Annotated in this window: 14 protein-coding genes; 7 read left to right on the forward strand and 7 right to left on the reverse strand. The window is 65.6% G+C overall.

Features of this window, described 5'->3' with window-relative positions; all coding sequences use genetic code 11:
* Positions 1-211: 211 nt before the first annotated feature.
* On the forward strand, positions 212-1,834 hold the full coding sequence (locus ACXR2T_RS01330) for a GMC family oxidoreductase (protein ID WP_458839765.1): 1,623 nt from the start codon (positions 212-214) through the stop codon (positions 1,832-1,834).
* Between the two features lie 42 nt (positions 1,835-1,876).
* Here ACXR2T_RS01330 and ACXR2T_RS01335 read toward each other — a convergent pair whose 3' ends face one another.
* Entirely contained in the window at positions 1,877-2,485 is a 609-nt protein-coding gene (locus tag ACXR2T_RS01335; protein ID WP_458839739.1) for a TetR/AcrR family transcriptional regulator, read from the reverse strand.
* 215 nt (positions 2,486-2,700) lie between these two features.
* Here ACXR2T_RS01335 and ACXR2T_RS01340 point away from each other — a divergent pair, with 215 nt between their 5' ends.
* Genes ACXR2T_RS01340 through ACXR2T_RS01360 form a run of 5 tightly spaced genes read left to right on the forward strand, consistent with a single transcriptional unit; the run spans position 2,701 to position 8,442 of the window.
* Entirely contained in the window at positions 2,701-3,705 is a 1,005-nt protein-coding gene (locus tag ACXR2T_RS01340) for an ABC transporter substrate-binding protein (RefSeq protein WP_458839737.1), read from the forward strand.
* A gap of 3 nt (positions 3,706-3,708) precedes the next feature.
* Positions 3,709-4,488, forward strand: coding sequence for an ABC transporter permease (locus ACXR2T_RS01345; RefSeq protein ID WP_458813995.1), 780 nt, complete (start codon positions 3,709-3,711; stop codon positions 4,486-4,488).
* The gene (locus tag ACXR2T_RS01350; RefSeq protein WP_458813997.1) at positions 4,488-5,324 is read left to right on the forward strand and encodes an ABC transporter permease; all 837 of its coding nucleotides are present in this window, start codon (positions 4,488-4,490) and stop codon (positions 5,322-5,324) included. The genes ACXR2T_RS01345 and ACXR2T_RS01350 overlap by 1 nt, the downstream gene beginning before the upstream one ends.
* The gene (locus ACXR2T_RS01355) at positions 5,321-6,118 is read left to right on the forward strand and encodes an ABC transporter ATP-binding protein (protein WP_458813999.1); all 798 of its coding nucleotides are present in this window, start codon (positions 5,321-5,323) and stop codon (positions 6,116-6,118) included. The genes ACXR2T_RS01350 and ACXR2T_RS01355 overlap by 4 nt, the downstream gene beginning before the upstream one ends.
* Before the next feature lie 2 nt (positions 6,119-6,120).
* On the forward strand, positions 6,121-8,442 hold the full coding sequence (locus tag ACXR2T_RS01360) for an arylsulfatase (RefSeq protein WP_458839736.1): 2,322 nt from the start codon (positions 6,121-6,123) through the stop codon (positions 8,440-8,442).
* A gap of 625 nt (positions 8,443-9,067) precedes the next feature.
* On the opposite strand, the gene ACXR2T_RS01365 is transcribed toward ACXR2T_RS01360, so the two are convergent.
* The 3 genes from ACXR2T_RS01365 to ACXR2T_RS01375 all read right to left on the reverse strand — a co-directional run bounded on the left by ACXR2T_RS01365 (position 9,068) and on the right by ACXR2T_RS01375 (position 13,257).
* On the reverse strand, positions 9,068-11,149 hold the full coding sequence (locus ACXR2T_RS01365; protein WP_458839734.1) for a primary-amine oxidase: 2,082 nt from the start codon (positions 11,147-11,149) through the stop codon (positions 9,068-9,070).
* 116 nt (positions 11,150-11,265) lie between these two features.
* Positions 11,266-11,568 carry an EthD family reductase gene (locus ACXR2T_RS01370; protein ID WP_458839732.1) on the reverse strand — a complete coding sequence of 101 codons (303 nt, stop codon included), beginning with the start codon at positions 11,566-11,568 and terminating at the stop codon, positions 11,266-11,268.
* A gap of 42 nt (positions 11,569-11,610) precedes the next feature.
* On the reverse strand, positions 11,611-13,257 hold the full coding sequence (locus ACXR2T_RS01375) for an amidohydrolase (RefSeq protein WP_458839731.1): 1,647 nt from the start codon (positions 13,255-13,257) through the stop codon (positions 11,611-11,613).
* A gap of 249 nt (positions 13,258-13,506) precedes the next feature.
* Here ACXR2T_RS01375 and ACXR2T_RS01380 point away from each other — a divergent pair, with 249 nt between their 5' ends.
* Complete coding sequence (locus ACXR2T_RS01380) at positions 13,507-14,415, forward strand: SDR family NAD(P)-dependent oxidoreductase (protein WP_458839729.1); 909 nt, start codon at positions 13,507-13,509, stop codon at positions 14,413-14,415.
* 158 nt (positions 14,416-14,573) lie between these two features.
* On the opposite strand, the gene ACXR2T_RS01385 is transcribed toward ACXR2T_RS01380, so the two are convergent.
* The 3 genes from ACXR2T_RS01385 to ACXR2T_RS01395 are packed head-to-tail and all read right to left on the reverse strand — an operon-like array spanning position 14,574 to position 17,882.
* Positions 14,574-15,269, reverse strand: a complete 696-nt coding sequence (locus ACXR2T_RS01385) for an ABC transporter ATP-binding protein (RefSeq protein ID WP_458839728.1) — start codon at positions 15,267-15,269, stop codon at positions 14,574-14,576.
* Complete coding sequence (locus tag ACXR2T_RS01390) at positions 15,266-17,020, reverse strand: branched-chain amino acid ABC transporter ATP-binding protein/permease (protein ID WP_458839726.1); 1,755 nt, start codon at positions 17,018-17,020, stop codon at positions 15,266-15,268. Before ACXR2T_RS01390 ends, ACXR2T_RS01385 begins: the two co-directional genes overlap by 4 nt.
* The gene (locus ACXR2T_RS01395; RefSeq protein WP_458839724.1) at positions 17,007-17,882 is read right to left on the reverse strand and encodes a branched-chain amino acid ABC transporter permease; all 876 of its coding nucleotides are present in this window, start codon (positions 17,880-17,882) and stop codon (positions 17,007-17,009) included. Before ACXR2T_RS01395 ends, ACXR2T_RS01390 begins: the two co-directional genes overlap by 14 nt.
* Positions 17,883-17,941: the final 59 nt, after the last annotated feature.

Genomic DNA, 17,941 nt, shown 5'->3' on the forward strand with positions numbered 1-17,941 from the left:
CGCGGCACTTCGCTGCAGCTGCTCACGGCAACAGCGACCCTGCGTCGCCCACTTGAGAGCGCGAGCGAGACCCTTGTATCAGCGGGAATAACCCGTGGGTTTCGCTCGCGCTCTCGCGCGTGCGGTGGCAGGCTCAACACTAGGTGGGCGCTGCAACGACGCGGCGCAAGAGAGGATCGTCTTGACTGAAGCAACTACTACCCCCGCGGCAATGCCCAGCACACCCAGCACACCCAGCGCGCCAGGTGTCGCACCTCGCAGCGTGATCGTTGTGGGCGCGGGCTCTGCGGGCTCTGTCGTGGCCAGGCGTCTCGCCGACGCGGGCGTGCAGGTAACCGTGCTCGAGGGTGGCGGCGAAGACGTCAACCCCGCGATTCATGACCCGAGCCGCATGGGGGAGCTGTGGCACAGCGCCGACGACTGGGACTACTACACCGAGCCGCAGCCCGGCGCGAACGGTCGCAGGCTGCACCTGCCCCGCGGCAAGGTGCTCGGCGGCTCGCACTCGCTCAACGCGATGATTTGGGTGCGCTGCGTGCCCGAGGACTTCGACCACTGGGCCGAACTCGGCAACGACGGCTGGGCCTGGAATGATGTGCTGCCCGTGTACCGCGACATCGAGAACTTTCACGGTGCGGGCGACCCCGCGCTGCACGGCAGCGATGGCCTGCTCGATGTGACGAGCGAGTATGAGCTCGCCCCAATTCAGCGCTCCATCATCGATGCCGCGGTCGAAGAGGGGCTCACGCACAACCCCGACTACAACGGCGCATCGATCGAGGGCGTCTCGCAGCAGCAGGTCAACATGCGCGAAGGCGAGCGGTTCAACACCTACATGGCGTACCTGAAGCCGGTGCGCGACCGCGTGCGCGTCGAGGTCGGCTGCCAGGTGCACGAGCTGATCTTCGCTGCTGACGCTGCGGGTTCTTCTGACGCTGGCTCCGGATCGGCGGCCGCGGCAGACGCTCCACACATGACCCCGCGCGTCACGGGCGTGCGCTACGAACAGGGCGGTGAGCTGCACGAGATTTACGCCGACGAGGTGATTCTCGCGGCAGGCGCCCTTGACTCGCCACGGGTGCTGCTGAGATCCGGAATCGGCCCCGCCAGCGAGCTCGCCGAACACGGTATCGCATCGCGCGTCGACCTGCCTGGGGTGGGCAAGAACCTGCATGATCACGTGCTCGCACCCGTGATTTTTGAGACCGAGCAGCCCGTCGGGCCGCCCGTGGCGGGGCGCTCGGTGACGCAGACGCACCTGTTTTGGAAGAGCCGCGCAGAGCTCGATCGCCCAGACACGCAGCCGATCAACTTCTCGGTGCCGATGTACGGTGACACGCTCGCGCCGCGCACGGGTGACGGCTTCACCCTGATGGGTGGGCTCGTGACACCGCAGGCCCGCGGCGAACTCACGCTGTCGGGGCCGGGCGCGAAGGATCCGGTGCGCATTGACATTGACGCGCTGGGGCACGAAGACGACGTGGCCTCGCTCGTCGCGTCGGTGCGCCAGTGCCGCCGTATCGGCAGGCAGCCCGCGCTCGCGGGCGCGTGGGGCGCGACCGAGGTGTACCCGGGGCCCGCGGTGGGCGACGGCGATGACCTGGTCGACTATGTGCGCAACACGGTCGCGACGTACCACCACCAGGTGGGCACCTGCAAGATGGGCGTAGACGAGCTGGCCGTGGTCTCGCCGAGGCTCGCGGTGCACGGCGTGGACGGGCTGCGCGTGATTGACGCGTCGGTGATGCCGCGGGTCACGACCGGCAACACGAACGCCCCTGCCGTCGTGATCGGCGAGCTGGGCGCCAAGTTTGTGTTGGCGGGGGAGCGGTAGTTGATGCGCGGTAGCTGCTGCGCGGTAGCTGCTGCGCGGTAGCTACTGAGCAGTGTCGGCGGGTGCTCGAAGACCCTGAATGAGGGTGTCGAGCGCCCGCTGCACGTTTTCGTCGCCCGCGTTTTCGGGCAGCAACACCGCGGTCATCTGCCAGCCGGCGTTGTGGGCGGCGACCTGGTTGACGGCTGCCTCGATGTCGACGTGCGCTGCGAGCTCGCCGTCTTCGCGCGCCTGTGTGAGAAACATGCGAAACAGCTCGCGCCACCGGTTATTGTTCTCGCGGTGAATCTCGACGAGCCCCTCGTTTTGTGAGGCGTGATCCCAGAACGAGATCACCACGCGGGCGTAGAGCGGCCCCACCTCGCCAAACGGCAGGATCTCGAGGCAGATGCGCGTAAGTCCCGCGAGCCCGCGCAACCCGGGGAGCTCGGTGGCGATGCGCGCGTTCGCCTGGTCGTAGAGGCTCAAAAACGATGCGGTGAGCAGGCTGTTCTTGTTGGGAAAGTAGCGCACGATCGCGCCGTGGGCGTAGCCGGCCTCGGCCGCGATCTCGCGCATGGTGACGCGATCGAAACCGTCGCGAATGATAATGCGGGTGACCGCCTCAACGATGTGACGGCGTCGCTCTTCGTGGTCAACGATCTTTGGCATTCGGCTCTCCCTTGGCGCCCACGTGAGGCAGTGTGCACTACAAGAGTCGATCATGCACCCCTTTTTCGTCACCAGTTGGTGACAAAACGTTATCTGCTCGTTATTTTTCGACACCAATTGGAGATTATCCTTGTTAATCACCAGATGGTGACGTACTGTTTCTGCAGCAGGGTCGCCTGGCTTACACCAGCACAACGTCGACGAAGGAGTCGCACATGAAGAAGAACAATCGCCTGATCGCAGCCCTCGCGCTGCTTCCGGCTGCCGCCCTCGTGCTCGCCGGCTGCTCGGGTGGCGCGAGCGACGGCGGCGACACAGGCGGTGACGGGCTCACCAAGCTCAAGGTCGCAACGATCGGTCTCACGTCTGACGGCAGCCTGATCAACGGCATCGAAAAGGGCTTCTTCGAAGAGGAGGGGCTTGAGATCGAAACGTCGATCGTCGCGAACCCGCCCGCCGGTCTCGCGGCCGCGCAGGGCGGTCAGATTGACGTCGCCTACTCGCCGAGCATTCCGCTCATGAACGCTCTCAGTCAGGGCGTCGCGCTCTACGTTGTCGGCGCCGCAGACGGCGCGCAGCCCGGTGTGCTTGACGAGGAAGACCTGACGCAGTTCGACGACACCGGCCTGTTCGCAGGCAAAGACAGCGGCATCACCTCGATCAAGGACCTCGCGGGCAAGAAGATCGCGATCCCCGCGCGCAAGGCGCAGCTCGAGGTGGTCATCGCCGACCTGCTCGAGCAAGAGGGCATCAACCCCGACACCGGCGTTGAGTGGGTCGTGCTCGACTTCACCTCGGCGGTAGCTGCGCTCAAGAGTGGCAACGTTGACGCGGCCGCGCTCGTGAGCCCCTTCACATCAGAGGCAGAGGAGCAGGGCTCGCAACAGATCGCAGCGCCCTCGGTGGCGTTCTTTGGCGAGGGTGCCGTCGGCCTGTGGGTGAGCGGTAAGCCGGTCATCGAGCAGAAGCCCGACGCGATCGCCGCGTTCCAGCGCGCAGTCACGAAGTCGAACGAGTACGCCAACGAGCACCCCGAAGAAGCGATCGAGGCGGGCCTCAAGTACACCGACTCGAAGCTCAGCGTCGACGAGGTCGTCGTGCCGTACTGGCCGCTCGACGTCGCCCCGCGTGACCTTGAGAACGTCAACGACAAGATGGTGAAGCTCGGCTTCCTCGAAAAGCCGGTCGACCTGAACGGCATCATCTGGACCAAGGGCTAACCCGTGGCATCCAATCGAGTCGCGCAGTGGGGCGTGGGCGCCGTAGGCGCCCTCGCCGCACTCGGCGTGTGGCAGGTGTCTGCCGCGGTCGGCCCGCTCAAGGATTCGCCGCTCCCCACCGCCGGTGAGGCTATCGCTGAGGCCGTGCAACTGCTCGGCACCGCCGAAATGTGGCAGGCCACCTACGACACCCTCGTCATGTCAGTGGTGGGCCTCGTGCTCGCCGCGCTCTTCGGCGTGATCCTGGGCGTGGGCATTGGTGTCTCGCCGCTCGCGATGCACGCGACCCGCGTGCCCCTCGAGTTTTTGAAGCCGATCCCCCCGATCGTCGTGCTTCCGATCGTTGTCCTCGTGCTCGGCCCCACCATGGGCATGGGCATCTTTCTTACATTCTTCGGCTGTTTCGTGGCAATCGCGGTGCAGTCCTCTGCGGGCGTGTTCGATACTGATCCGGTCGCGAAGGCGACGGGCCAGTCGTACGGTCTCAGCCGCAGCGAGATCCTGTTTGGCATCGTGCTGCCGAGCGCGCTGCCCTACATCGGCACCGCGCTGCGTGTCGCCGCTCCCACCGCGCTCATCGTCGCGGTCGTGGCGGGGCTTATTGGTGGCGGCCCCGGTCTTGGACAGAGCCTCGTGCTCTCGCAGCTCTCGGGCAACCAGCCACAGCTGTTCGCGTACGTGCTCATTCTCGGCATCCTGGGTCTCATGGTGCAGGGGCTGAGCCAGTGGGGCGAACGACGGCTGCTGCACTGGCACCCGCAGTATCGCAAGGAGGCGCACTAATGGTATTTACCTCGTCAATCAGGGTGCGCACGCGTGTCGCGCGCAAGCAGCGGCGTTCGGGGCTGCCCAAGGGCGCCCTCATCGCCGTCGAAATTGCCGTACCGGTCGTGCTGCTGGCGATTTGGTGGGTCACCTCCGCCTCGTCAACGAACGCGTTCTTCCCGCCGCTGCAGCAGATTCTCAGTCGCTTCGGCGACGTGCTGGGCACCGAGCTGTTCTGGATCAACGTGGGCTCGTCAGTGGGCAACCTCGTGCTGTCGTTCTTGCTCGCGTGCGTGATCGGTGTGGCACTCGGCATCGCGTTTGGCATGGTGCCGGTGCTGTCATGGCTGATCGAACCGGTCGTACACTTCTTCCGTGCGATTCCGCCCGTCGCACTCGTACCGATCTTCGTGTCACTCATCGGATTCGGTAACGAAACACGTATCCTCTCGATCACGCTCGCCTCGGTGTTTCCGGTGCTCATCTCGACCATCGACGGCATTCGTGGCGCCGAACCTACGCTCGCGATGGTGAGCCGCGTGTACCGCTTCGGCTGGGTCGACCGGATCTTCTCGGTCACACTGCCCGCTGCTAGTCCCCGCATTCTCTCGGGGGTGCAGGTGAGCCTCATCACCGCGTTCGTCGTGATGATCGCGAGCGAGATGCTCGGGTCATCGACGGGCCTCGGCGCGTGGACGCTCCTCGCGCAGCAGTCGTTCATGATCGCCGATATGTGGGTCGGCATTCTCGTGCTGGGCGTGATCGGCTACGCGTCCACTGCACTGTTCAACATCTTCCGGCGCCGCGTGCTGCGCTGGTACATCGCCGCTCAAGAGACGGAGAAGAACCTATGAGCCCCAATGCTTTTCTCGCAGACGCACCGGTGCGCCTCAGCGTGCAGGGCCTCGCCAAGACGTACGAGACGAAGAAGGGGTCTGTGCCGGTCATCGCCGACCTCACCTTCGATGTGCGCGCGGCCGAGATTGCGTGCATCGTCGGCCCCTCGGGCATTGGTAAGACGACGCTGCTCAAGTGCCTCACGGGGCTGCAGTCGATCTCGTCGGGCCGCGCCGAGATCGACGGCAACCTGATCGATGGGCCGCCCGAGCAGATGGCCCTCGTGTTTCAGGAGTACACACGCTCGCTCATGCCGTGGCTGACGGTCGAGAAGAACGTGCGCATGCCGCTCAAGCACCTGCGGCTGCCCGCCGCCGAACGTGAAGAGCGCATCTCATCGGCGCTGAAAGCCGTGGGGCTTGCGGGCGCCGAGCAGAAGTATCCGTGGCAGCTGTCGGGCGGCATGCAGCAGCGCGTCGCGATCGCCCGCGCGATCGCGTATCGCCCCGAGGTGCTCATCATGGATGAGCCGTTCGCCTCGGTCGACGCGCAGACGCGTTTTGAACTCGAAGACCTGTGCCTCAAGATTCGCGAACAGTTTGGCATGACAATTGTCGTCGTCACCCACGACATCGACGAGGCCGTCTACCTGTCTGACCGCGTGGTCGTGCTGGGTGAACGCCCCGCGCGCGTCACGACAATTCTCGACATCGACCTGCCCGAGCCGCGTGACCAGATCAGCTCGCGCTCGCTGCCTGAGTTCGCAAGGCTGCGCACCGAGATCCTCGAACTCATCAGAAAGGCGGGGTAACCGTGGCGGCGCCGGGCCCAGCACGCCGAGGCTACGAAGGGTTCGAGGGACGCGCGAGCGAGTTCGTCTCTGACTCGACGCCCTGGTGGCCCGCCGCGCAACGCGCCCGCGAAGGCGCCCCCAACATCGTCGTGATGCTCATCGACGACCTCGGGTTTAGCGACCTCGGCCCCTTCGGCAGCGAGATTCCTACCCCGCACATTGATGACACCGCCGCGGGCGGCTGGGTATTCACGAATTACCGCACGGCCCCCATGTGCTCGCCCGCCCGAGCGGCGCTGCTCACGGGGCTAAACCCCCACCGCGCAGGCTTCGGATTCGTCGCCCACACCGACCCCGGCTACCCCGGGTTCACGTGCGAACTACCGCGCGATGCGGCGACGCTCGCCGAGTCTCTGCGAGCGGGCGGCTACGCCACGTTCATGGTCGGCAAGTGGCACCTGACGGGTGAATCGCGGTTGCACGACGCGGCCGACAAGTCGTCGTGGCCGCTGCAGCGCGGCTTCGACCGCTACTTCGGGTCAATGGACGGCTTCACATCGCTGCACCACCCGCACCGGCTCGTGCGCGACAACTCGGTCGTCGACGTAGCCGAGTTCGCCGACGACTACTTCCTCACCGACGAACTCACGGGCGAGGCGATCGCGATGATCGACGAGCTGCGGGTCAATGACGCCGCGAAGCCCTTTCTGCTCTACTACGCCCACACCTCGGTGCACGGCCCGATCCAGGCCAAAGAGGTCGACATCGCGCGGCACGCGGGCCGCTACGAGGCCGGCTGGAATGCCCTGCGCGAGGCGCGTTTCGCTCGGCAGCAAGAGCTCGGCATCGTGCCGGATCACGCCACCCTGCCGAGCGAAGCCCTCGCCGACGGCGACAAGATCCCGGCCTGGGATTCCCTGAGCGAGGCAGACCGCGCCCTGTTTGCGCGGCACATGGAGGTCTACGCCGCCGCTGTCGACTCGATCGACCAGAGCGTCGGGCAGCTGCGTGAACGGCTGGCGCAGTTGGGCGAGCTCGACAACACGATCATCGTGCTGGCGAGCGACAACGGCGGCACCGCTGAGGGCGGCCCCACCGGTACCCGCAGCTACTTTGCGCAGTTTGGCACGAACGGTGAACTACCGAGCGACTGGGTGCGCGATGTACCCCGAAACGTCGCAGACATCGGCGGCCCCAAACTCTTTAGCCAGTACCCGACCGGGTGGGCGCGGGTCTCAAATACTCCGTTTCGTTCGTTCAAATCGACGACCTACGAGGGAGGAGTGCACGCGCCGCTGATCGTGTCGTGGCCGGCAGCACCCATCAGCGCACGAGGGCTGCGCGAGCAGTTTGTGTTCGTGTCTGACCTCACCCCCACACTGCTCGAGCTCGCGGGCGTTGCGCCGCTTGCAACGCTCGCCGGCCTCCCCGCACAAACCCCCGACGGGCGCAGCGTCGTCGATGTGTTGTCAGACCCGCAGGCCGCGGGCCGTGCAGCACAGTACTTCGAAGTGGTCGGACGCAGGGCCATGGTCGAGGGGGAGTGGAAGGCGCTGTCTGATCACACCCCCACCCGCGACGAGGGGGCCGCGGGAGGAACATGGGAGCTCTACCACCTGGCCAGCGACCCGACAGAAACGGTCAACCTCGCCGCGGCGGAGCCCGAGCGCACCGCCGCCCTCGCCGAGAAGTGGCGCGAAGAAGCGTGGCACAACGCGGTATTTCCGCTCGACGACGACGGCAGCCTGCACCAGAACCGGCCCGAGACCGAGCGCATGCTCCAAGACCCCGTGACGCTCGTGCCGTTTCGCCCGCCGCTCGAGCGCTACCGCTCGGCTCAACTCACGGTGCTGCGATCGTTCGTCGTCGACTCCGAGATCTTCGTGGGTGAGAACGCGGCGGGTGTCATCGTCGCGCACGGCGACCAGGGCGGCGGCTACCTCCTCGCGATCGACGAGAGCGCCCCACTCATTTCGTACAATGCGTACGGCAATATGCACCGGGCACGTGGTGCCAGGCTTGCGCCGGGCCTGCACAAGCTCGTGCTGCGCGTAGACGAGCTGCCCGAGCTGCGCTGGCGGCTACGCCTCGAAGTCGACGGTGCGCTCGCCGCAGAGATCGCGCAGGTGCCCATGCTGCTCGGCATGGCGCCGTTTACCGGTATTAGCGTCGGATACGACTACGGCGGCCCGGTCGACTGGCAGCTGTACGAAGCACACCGCAGCTACCGGTTTACCGGCGGTGAGATTAAGCGCCTGTGCTATGTGCCCGGCGCCAGATCGAGCCACGATCACACGGTGCTGCGCCGGATCGGGGAGGCCGTAGCGGCCATCGCCGACTGATGGTAGGCGGGGGCGTGGGATGGGGCCTTCCGGGCCGCTGCTCTCCGGTCGCGTCGGCTGCGCCGCCGCTCCTGCCAGACCCAACCAAGCAGCGGCCCGGAAGGCCCCACCCCACGCGTCGTGGCCGTTTGCTGGGCATGGTCCGCCCTGCCGTTTTCGGGCACGTCCTACATGCCCTGTCATTCTGCGGGCACGTCCTAGTACCTGTCATTCTGCGGGCACGTCCTAGTACCTGTCATTCTGCGGGCACGGAGTGCATCGCAGAATCCAGCCGCTGTGGTGTGGATCCCGCGACTCGCAAGCTCGCGCGGGATGACGTGAAGAGTTGGTGTGCAATGCACGCCAGCACCAAAGTGGCACGAGTCCTGTGTCTGCGCCTGTGTAACTGTGTGCAGAGTCATGGCCGCCCACTCGCGCCTATGAGTCCGACCTGCGCCTACGATTTCGCAGTCAAACAACCGCAGTTTTCGTAGGCGCAGGTCAAAACGGTAGGCAGAGGTGGGCATAATAACGACGTGTGAACGCTATGGATCAACCTACAGCGCCGGCGGGCGGTATTTCCGACACCAGGGCGACCCCAATGTATGGGGGCCGCGAAATTCGCTTCAGCCGGTCAACTCAGGCACTAGGCGCGCGGGTTTCCGCACGCGCAACCTGCGCTGCCGCAGCGGCAGGCGCCGCCCGCGCAGCAGCCGCAGCCACCGCTGGCACAGCACGCGCCTGTCATTCCTCCCCGAATCGCGCCGTCGGGTAGGTTCATGGCCGGGTTCTCGTCAAGAAAGCCGTGCGGTTTGAACAAGAACCCCGAGTAGTCGACGGGCATAATGGGCCAGTCCTCGGGGCGTGGCACGTGCGTCGGTCCAAACACGTGCCAGAGTACGATGTCTTCTTCATTGAGCGACCGGTTCTGCGCGGTCCATGCAGGCAGGCCCGCACCACCCGGGTGCGCGTTGGGAAAGTCGCCCGCCGGAAACCGCTCGCCCGGGGCATACTGTGTCGCCCACAGATGCTCGGTCGCAAACGTGGCCCGTCTGTAGACCGTCGATTCGGGCTGCGCCATGAGCGTGGGTTGGCCCTGCGGCAGCAGCCTGAACGCGGTGGGGTGGCCGAGCTTATTCGTGCGCTCGGCGCTGCGCACCTCCCACACCCGCCCGGCGGCGGGGTTCGCACGCCGCCTGGCCTCATGCTCGGTGGTGAGCTGGCGGCTGTTCCAGGTAAACGCGTTGCCGTGCGGGTTTTCGGGTCCGATCGGAATCCCCGCCACTTCGACCTCGTGCAGCGTGTTCGCTTCGCCGTCGAGGGCGGTGTCGAGCCGCGCGCAAAAGAGGTGCTGGTGCACCGGCGCGAAGATGCCGGGAGCGATCTCGGGCGCGTGGGGGTTGGGCGATCCGGACACCCCTGCGCTCGCAAACACGATGCCGGTGGCCTTCGCCTCGAGCTGAATGGTTCCGTCGAGATACAGGTACCAGAAGAAGCCGTAGTCGTAGTTGCCGATGGTCGAGAAGTACGAGATGACGAGGCGCCTAGACCTGCGTACCTCGGTGTTGCCGTCGAGATCGGTGTGCTTCCAGAGGATCCCGTAGTCCTCCTCGTGCATGCATACGACCTGGGGGATCTTGACAGGGTGGCCGTGATCGTCGGGCACAAAGCCGTCGAAATAGTGAATCACGCCGAGGCAGTCGCAGCCGAGGCTGAGCGTGTTTGCGTTCTTGCCGAGCAGGTACTCGCCGGCATCGAAGTAGCTGATCCAGAAGCGGCCGGGCGCCGTGTCGCCGTAGGGCACGACCATCTCGGGTACGCTCGCGCGATGCAGCACCTCGCGCTCCTCGTCGCCATCACGAAACTTGAGCTGGTTGAGCACGAGGCCCTCGCGCTGATTGAAGCCCACGCGAAATGACCAGTTTTCCCATGTGACGAGCGAGCCGTTGACCTCGAAACTGGGGCCCTCGGGCTGGGTGATCTCTATCGGTTTGAGGCTCGTGCGCGCGGGGCCCTGCGCGTCGGCCGTGTAATTGCCGTGGGCTGTGGGCACCGGCACATCGCCCTCGTCTTCGACGCGGATCACGGTGCCGCTCGACAGGTCTATGTGCACGATGAGCCCCTCGACAGGGTGCGCCCAGGGGCTGTCCTGCGGATCATCGCGCAAGAACGTGAGCGAGCGGATGACGCGCTTATGAGCCTCGTCTGCGCGACCGAAGAAACCGGGCGCGAGTGGTGCGCAGAACGCGAGCTCCATGCGGTCTTCGAGGCCGCGGCGGCGCATAGCGGCCTGCCAGCCCGCTGACGCTTTCGCGATGTTTGCCGCGCGGTCGTACTCCTCGAAGATGTACTGCGGTTGCCCCTCAGTGGCGGTGTCGATGGCGCGAATGCTCTCGACTGTGCCGGCTGCGCCTGCTGCGTTGGTGGGGTGCAGCGCCACGACGGTGAGCTGCGAAGTGCCGTCTGAGACATTGAGCAGCACGACCTCGACGCGACGCTCAATCTCGTCACCGGGAGTCCACGCTGCAAGCCACGCCTTGTCTGGGTCGAGGGGCAACAACTGCGCGACGCGCTGGTGCTCGCCGAGGTGCCCTGCCGCGGCGAGCAGGGACCGCGCCTGCGCGATTTCTGCTGCAGTGAGCGGATCGAGCGGGTGCACGACAGAAGTGGGCTCGGTGACTCGTTGACCGTGGGTGTGGGTGGAACGATCGGACGCATCAACAGACATGGGTGGCTCCTTTGCCAGTCGGGGTGACACTTACCAGTATGCGCTGCCACCCCTGGTTAGCGAACTAGCCGAGGTGGTGCGGGGGCCGGGAACGAGCCCGAGCCCCCGGTCACGGACTACAGCGCCAGCTGCTCGACCGGAAACGTGAACACTGTCGCGCCGCCGGTGGCGTAGTTGGGCACGTCGGCTTCGACCGCCTGACCCTCGGGGGAGCTCATCGCCCGCCCGAGTGCCGCCTCGTCGACAAAAGCCGCCTCGAAGATCGCGAAGTAGGGAGCTGGTGCCCCCAGACCAATCGCGAACGAGATATCTTGGACGCCCGGCAGCTTCGCGCACAGCGGCAGGTGAGTGCCGCGGTAGTACGACTCGAAGGCGGCCGGATCGGTGGGCTCAGGGTAGAGCACGATGAGTTTATACACGAGGGTCTCCTATCGCGTGGGGCAGGTCGTTGTGGGCGCTGACTAGCTGTCGGAGCGCGCGAAGACCAGTCGGCCAGCGAACCAGGTCTCGTCGACTTGGGTCTTGACGAGCTCGGTCGCGGGGTGCTCAAACGGGTTGCGGTCCAGCAGCACGAAGTCGGCCGACTTGCCGGCTTCGAGTGACCCGACCTCGCCTCCAAGCCCCATTGATGTGGCGCCACCGATGGTGAACGCCGCGATGGCCTCCTCGAGTGAGATGGCCTGTTCGGCCCAGAGCGTGCCGGGGTACTGACCACTCGGATCCTGACGGGTGACGAGGCCGTGGATGCCTTCCCACGCATTCGGTGAGGGGGAGACCGGCCAGTCCGAGCCGCCCGCGACGACCGCGCCGGTGTCGAGCAGGTCGCGGTTCGGTTGCATACGCTCGGCGCGCTCGGCGGGCAGCACTTCGCTGATGGCCTGCGCGATCGGGCCGGGCACCCAAATAAACGGCGAGATCTCGGCGTCGACACCCAGCTTGCCAAATCGGGCAACGTCGTCGGGGTGCACGAACTGGCCGTGCGCGATGCTGTAGCGAGTATCTGTGATGCCCTCGGCGCGCAGCGTCTCGACGGCGTTCAATACCTCGTGCACCGATGCGTCGCCGGTGCAGTGAATCTTGGCGCCGAGACCCACCTTCGCGACGCGGCGAAGCCAGTCGGTGAGCTCGCTCGGGGTGAAAAGGGTCTCGCCGTGGTGGTCGTGGCCGTGTGCCTCGCTGGGCAGATAAGGCTCAATGAAGGCAGCGGTGCCGGTGGGGGGCACCCCATCGAGAAAGATCTTGACGAAGTCGGGGCGGTGATGGGTGGTGCGGTACTGTTCGCCCGTAAACACCAGTTCGTCACCGATCTCGGGGTAACCGAAGATGTCGTCGTTCACGAGCATCGACGAGACGACCCAAGCGTCGAGTTCGCCTGCGGTGTCGAGAGCGTGCAACGCCCTGAGGTTGTGAGCGCCGATGGCGGCGTCTTGAAACGCGGTGATGCCAAATGAATTGAGAATCGAGACGCCATGACGCGATGCGTCACGGTTCTGTTCCTCGGTGAGCCCACCCGCAGCGCGCTGCGCTTGCGCGACAGGAATGCCCGCGGCTTCGAGGAGCACACCCGTTACGCGCCCCGCGCTGTCGACCACGACACCCTCTGATCCGGCACTCACACCAGCGAGCTCGAGCGCGCGTGAAGAGACCCAGCGGTTGTGATGCGAGTCGTCAGAGAGCACCACGGGGCGCCCGCCCGCAGCTTCGTCGAGAAGCGCGAGGGCCGCTGCCGTGTTGACCTCGCCCAGGCGATCGCTCGCCCAGGGGCCGCCTACGACCCAGGCATCAGCGGGGAGCGTCGCTGCGTGTGTGCGCACCGCGGCGATGATCTCGTCGAGGTGCGCGCCGATGGGCAGGCGCAGCTGAAACAGCTCCTCCTCGCCCGCGACGGCGTGGTGGTTGTGGGCATCGACGAGGCCGGGCATGACAAAGGCGCCGCCGAGCTTACGCACCTCGGTGCCCGGGCCCTGCAGCGCCTCAATGTCTGCGGCGCTGCCCACCGCCTGAATGCGGCCATTTTTGACTGCGATGGCTTCTGCCCAGGGCTGTGCCGCGTCGACTGTGTACACGCGAGCGTCGGTGATGATGAGGTCTGGGTAGGTGGTCAACATTGACTCCGTTTCTGCTGCGGGGAGGGTGTGAGATGCACACACATCGATTATTCTACAATCGTAGACAGTTGTGTCGGTGGGCTTGAGGTACTGCTGCAATTCTTGCTGGTGCCGGGCCCGTGCGCTTGTCTCACTGTGACCACCAATGGGCCGAGAGCGCGCAGCTTGGCGCTGACTCGCACCTAGCGCGTAGTTTTCGGCACACTATTTACGCGGCAACGCAGCCGCAACACACTCGAGAGGTACACCATGACCCAGCAGACCGAAACCCCCAACGAGAGTAACGACGTCTCCGCAATTGGTGATGTCGACACAAGGGGTGATGTCAACACAGGCAGCGATGTCAGCGGCCGAGTGGTCGTGATCACGGGCGGCGGCACGGGCATTGGCGCGGCCATCGCTGAGCGATATGTGTCAGAGGGTGCTCGCGTCGTCATTGTGGGCCGCAGGCCGGGCCCGCTCGAAGAGACTGCGGCGCGCACGGGGGCGACCCCGATCGTGGCCGATGCGGCAGACGGTGCATCCGCCCGTGCCGCCGTTGCGCAGGTAATCGAGAAGTTTGGCCGCATTGACGTGCTCGTCGCGAACGCGGGCGGGCATGGCTTCTCGGCGGTCGGTGACACGAGCGATGATGACTGGGAAAGCTCGATCAAGGCGAACCTGTCGACCGCGTTCGTGATGACTCGTGAAGCGCTGCCCGAACTGCGACGCAGTGCGGCAGAAAATGGTTCGGCAGGCAGTCAAATCGTGATTGTGTCGTCGCTCGCTGGGCTATTCGCGGGCCCCTCGGTCGCGGGGTACACGGTCGGCAAGCACGCCCTCGTCGGCCTCACGCGCAGCCTCGCCCGTGATTACTCCAGGCTCGGCGTGCGCACGAACGCGATCTGCCCGGGGTGGGTGCGCACGCCCATGGCCGACGCAGAGATGGACGAGTTTGCGGCACACGCCGCAGAGATTACTGGCCGCGAGGCCGGCTACGCAGCGGTGACAGCCGATGTGCCGCTCGGGCGACCCGCCGAGCCCGCAGAGATTGCGTCTATCGTGCGGTTCTTGGGCTCGCGCCAGTCGTCGTACATCACCGGCGCGGTGATCGTCGCAGACGGCGGCGCGCACATCGTCGACCTACCCACGCTCGCCTTCGAACACGCGGGTATGTGATTCCTGCGCATTAGGGGCAACCCGATCACGGGCACTCTTGCACAGCATGAGGCCGATACATGAACAGGCCTACACATCAATCGAGCGTCAGCCATCAGTATTTTCAGAATACTGATGGCTGACGCTCGATTGATGCTTGAAGCCGTGCCGAGAAACCGTCACCCGCCGAGGTAGGCCGCCCGCAAGAGATCCGGGTCCTCGGACAGACGGGCCGCGGGGCCCTGCGCCTCGCTCACGCGGCCGCTCGCCACGACCATCGCCTCATCGGCGATGCCGAGCGCGAGGTGCGTGAACTGCTCAACAAGCAGCACCCCCACCCCAGACGCAGCGATCTCTTGAATCAGCGGCAGTAGGCGCATGAAGACGACGGGCGCGAGGCCCAGGCTCATCTCGTCGATCAGCAAGAACCTCGGCTTCGACGCAAATGCACGCGCGAGCACCACCATCTGCTGCTCGCCGCCCGAAAGCAGCACCGACTGTGAATCGATGCGCTTTTCGAGCTCAGGGAACGAGGCGAGCACCTCGTCGAGCGCGCGCTGCGTCTTCGCGGTGAGCATGATGTTTTCGCGCACCGTGAGCGACGGGAAGATCGCGCGGCCCTGCTCGATGTGCGCGATACCGAGCTTCGCGCGCTGCACGCGCCCCAGCCCACCAAACGAAGCGCCATCGACGACCATTTCACCCGCGGCGTGACCGATCACGCCCGACACCGATTCGAGCAGGCTCGTTTTGCCGGCGCCGTTGGGGCCGACGAGCGCGAGCACTTCGCCCGATCGAAGGGTCAGATCGACGTTCGAGATCACGGGGCCAGCGCCCCGCCTCACCGTCACCCCGGTCAGCTTCAGTTCGCTCATGAAATGACCTCCGCATCTCCCATGTAGGCCGCGATCACGGCCGGATCCTCAAGCACCGCCGCTGCCTCACCCTGCGCGAGCACACGCCCAAAATCGAGCACGGTGAGCTCGGTGCACACGCTACGCACGAGGTCGAGATCGTGTTCAATGATCACAATCGCGGTGTCGAAACGCGATGGAATGCGCGTCAACCGGTGGCCAAACTGAATGTGCTCTTCGTGTGAAAGACCGGCGGCTGGCTCATCAAGAATCAGCACCTTGGGGCCAGACAGCACGGCCGCCGCGACCTCGATGAGCCTTCGCGTACCGACGTCGACGTTCGCGAGCTTCTCCTCTGGCGGTGGGCATCCCATGAACGCAAGCGCGTCACGCAGTTCCTCAACATCGAGGCGTTTACGTGCGACAAATCGCACATACGCTTCGACGGTGAGCTGCGGCGGCACGCGATCTTGTTGGAACGTGCGGCGCAGGCCCTTACGAGCGCGCGCGACCGGATCGAGCCGCGTAATATCGGCGCCGTCCAGCGAGACTTCGCCGGTGTGCTGCGGCAGAAACCCGCTCACGGCGTCGACAAACGTCGACTTGCCGGCGCCGTTTGGCCCGATGAGACCCATGATCGAACGCGGCTTCACCTCGAGCGACACGTCGTCGAGCGCCTTCAACGCGCCAAACTGCACGCCCAGCCCGCGTACCGCGAGCACGGGGGGCGCCCCGGCCGCGACGGGCTCGCGTGCCTCGGGCACAGCGAACACGTCGAGCACGCTCGTCGACACGTCACCCGCTGTGGCGGGCGAGATCCTGCGCCCAAATTTCTTTCTCGTCAGGCTCCGGATCCCCTCACCCAGGTTGGAGCCCGCGGTGAGGGCCTGAATGCCGAGCAGGCCAAACACGACGAAACCCCAGTCTTGGGGTACGCCCCAGCGGCGCAGCAGTTCGGGAACGAGCACCCACAAGATACCGCCGAAGATCGCCATATCAATGAGGTACGCGCCGCTCATAACGGCAAGGATGTAGAGCGCGAGCGACTGGATCGGTGTGAAGCTTGAGGCATAGGGAATGCCCACCTGGCCCGCGAGCAGTCCGCCCGCGACACCGCCGAGCGCCGCGCTCACAGCGAAAGCCGAGAGCTTGGCGAGGCGCACACTCTGGCCGACTGCTGCAGTGCCGCGCTCGGAGAACGCGACGGCCTTCCAGCTGCTGCCGACGCGACTGCGCTGCAGCAAGAACACGCCGTAGGCGCAGATCACGAGCACGATCATCGAGAAGAAGAAGTACTCGCGGTCGCTCGAGAACATGGCGGGGCGTGCGACAGACAGGCCGTCCTTCTGGCCAGGGAACTGGGTCTGCACGATGAGCACGTCGAGGGCAGCGGCAAATCCGAGGGTCACGACGGCCAGGTTGACCCCGCGTAGACGCAGCGCAGGGAGCCCAATAATGATGCCCGCAACGCTCGCGGCAAGCCCACCGGCAATGAGCCACACGATGAAGCCGCCGGGGGCCTCGTTCGCGTTCATCCAGGTAACCACCCAGGCACCGATCGCACCAAACGAGAGCTGGCACAGGGCGATGATGCCGGCCGATCCGGTGACGACGCCGAGGCCCAAGATCGCGATTGATGCCGTGATCATGCTGATCGCGAGGTACACGATGTAGCCCGACAGGCCAACGCTCAGCGCGTAGCCGATAGCGACGGCTACGACCGCCACAATGACGGGCGCGATCACCCGTAGGCGAGGGTTAGCGAGCAGCATCCCACACCTCCTTTCGCTGCGACCACAGCAGCATCATAACGATGAACACGAGCGGCACGAAGCTGCGCACGAGGGTCAGCTCAGAGATTTGCGCGACCATGCCGCCGATGAGGCCCAGCAGGAGCCCGCCCACGACAGCGAGGTCGAGGCGCTTAAACCCGCCCAGCAGCGCGGCCGCGGCCGCCGGAATGATGAGCATCGACAGGCTCACCGCGTCGTTGGACTGGGTGGGGGCGATGATCAAAATAGTGACGGCGCTGATGGCGCCGGTGACCGCCCACACACCGATCGACAGCGGGCGTGACGCGATGCCGATGAGCTCGGCCGTGGTGGGCCGATCTGACAGCGCACGCAGCTTCGTGCCGATCGTCGTCTTGCGCAGCACGAGGCCAGCCGCGGCAGCCACGATCACCGCGAGTGACACCGTCACGATGGTGACCCAGCTCACGACGACGCCTGCGACTTCGAAGGCGGGACCGTTGATGAGCGGGGCGAAGGGCTGGGGCTTGTTGCCGAAGAAGATGTAGGAGAGCGACATGAGCAGCAGAAGCGGGGCGACGGTCATGGCGGAGCGGGTCGACAGATCGGCTTCAGACAGCCACACGGCGGCGATCCATCCGATGAGGGCGCTGAGGGCCGCACCGACAATGATACCCGCGATAGTAGCGAGCCACACGGGCATGCCGAGCTTGTGCGCGAGCCACACCGCTGTGAACGCCGCGAACATGCCGGTCGCGGCCTGCGCGAAGTTGACGACGCGCACGAGCCTCGACATGAGTGTGAGGGTGACCGCGAGCACCGCGTACACGCCGCCCGCGGCGAGCCCAGAGAGCGCGCCCTGCAGCAGGGCAGCGCCGTTCACGCTCGCCCTCGTGGGGTGAAAGGAGAAACAGAATGCATGTGAAACCTTCGTTGAAGAAA

The organism is Leucobacter faecis, assembly GCF_054456635.2.

Excerpts from the sequence above, each read along its gene's own strand:
- ACXR2T_RS01380 (WP_458839729.1), top strand. The coding sequence starts at position 13,507 with ATGACCCAGCAGACCGAAACCCCCAACGAGAGTAACGACGTCTCCGCA.
- ACXR2T_RS01335 (WP_458839739.1), bottom strand. The coding sequence starts at position 2,485 with ATGCCAAAGATCGTTGACCACGAAGAGCGACGCCGTCACATCGTTGAG.
- ACXR2T_RS01365 (WP_458839734.1), bottom strand. The coding sequence starts at position 11,149 with ATGTCTGTTGATGCGTCCGATCGTTCCACCCACACCCACGGTCAACGA.
- ACXR2T_RS01330 (WP_458839765.1), top strand. The coding sequence starts at position 212 with ATGCCCAGCACACCCAGCACACCCAGCGCGCCAGGTGTCGCACCTCGC.
- ACXR2T_RS01390 (WP_458839726.1), bottom strand. The coding sequence starts at position 17,020 with ATGCTGCTCGCTAACCCTCGCCTACGGGTGATCGCGCCCGTCATTGTG.
- ACXR2T_RS01385 (WP_458839728.1), bottom strand. The coding sequence starts at position 15,269 with ATGAGCGAACTGAAGCTGACCGGGGTGACGGTGAGGCGGGGCGCTGGC.
- ACXR2T_RS01355 (WP_458813999.1), top strand. The coding sequence starts at position 5,321 with ATGAGCCCCAATGCTTTTCTCGCAGACGCACCGGTGCGCCTCAGCGTG.
- ACXR2T_RS01375 (WP_458839731.1), bottom strand. The coding sequence starts at position 13,257 with ATGTTGACCACCTACCCAGACCTCATCATCACCGACGCTCGCGTGTAC.
- ACXR2T_RS01340 (WP_458839737.1), top strand. The coding sequence starts at position 2,701 with ATGAAGAAGAACAATCGCCTGATCGCAGCCCTCGCGCTGCTTCCGGCT.
- ACXR2T_RS01350 (WP_458813997.1), top strand. The coding sequence starts at position 4,488 with ATGGTATTTACCTCGTCAATCAGGGTGCGCACGCGTGTCGCGCGCAAG.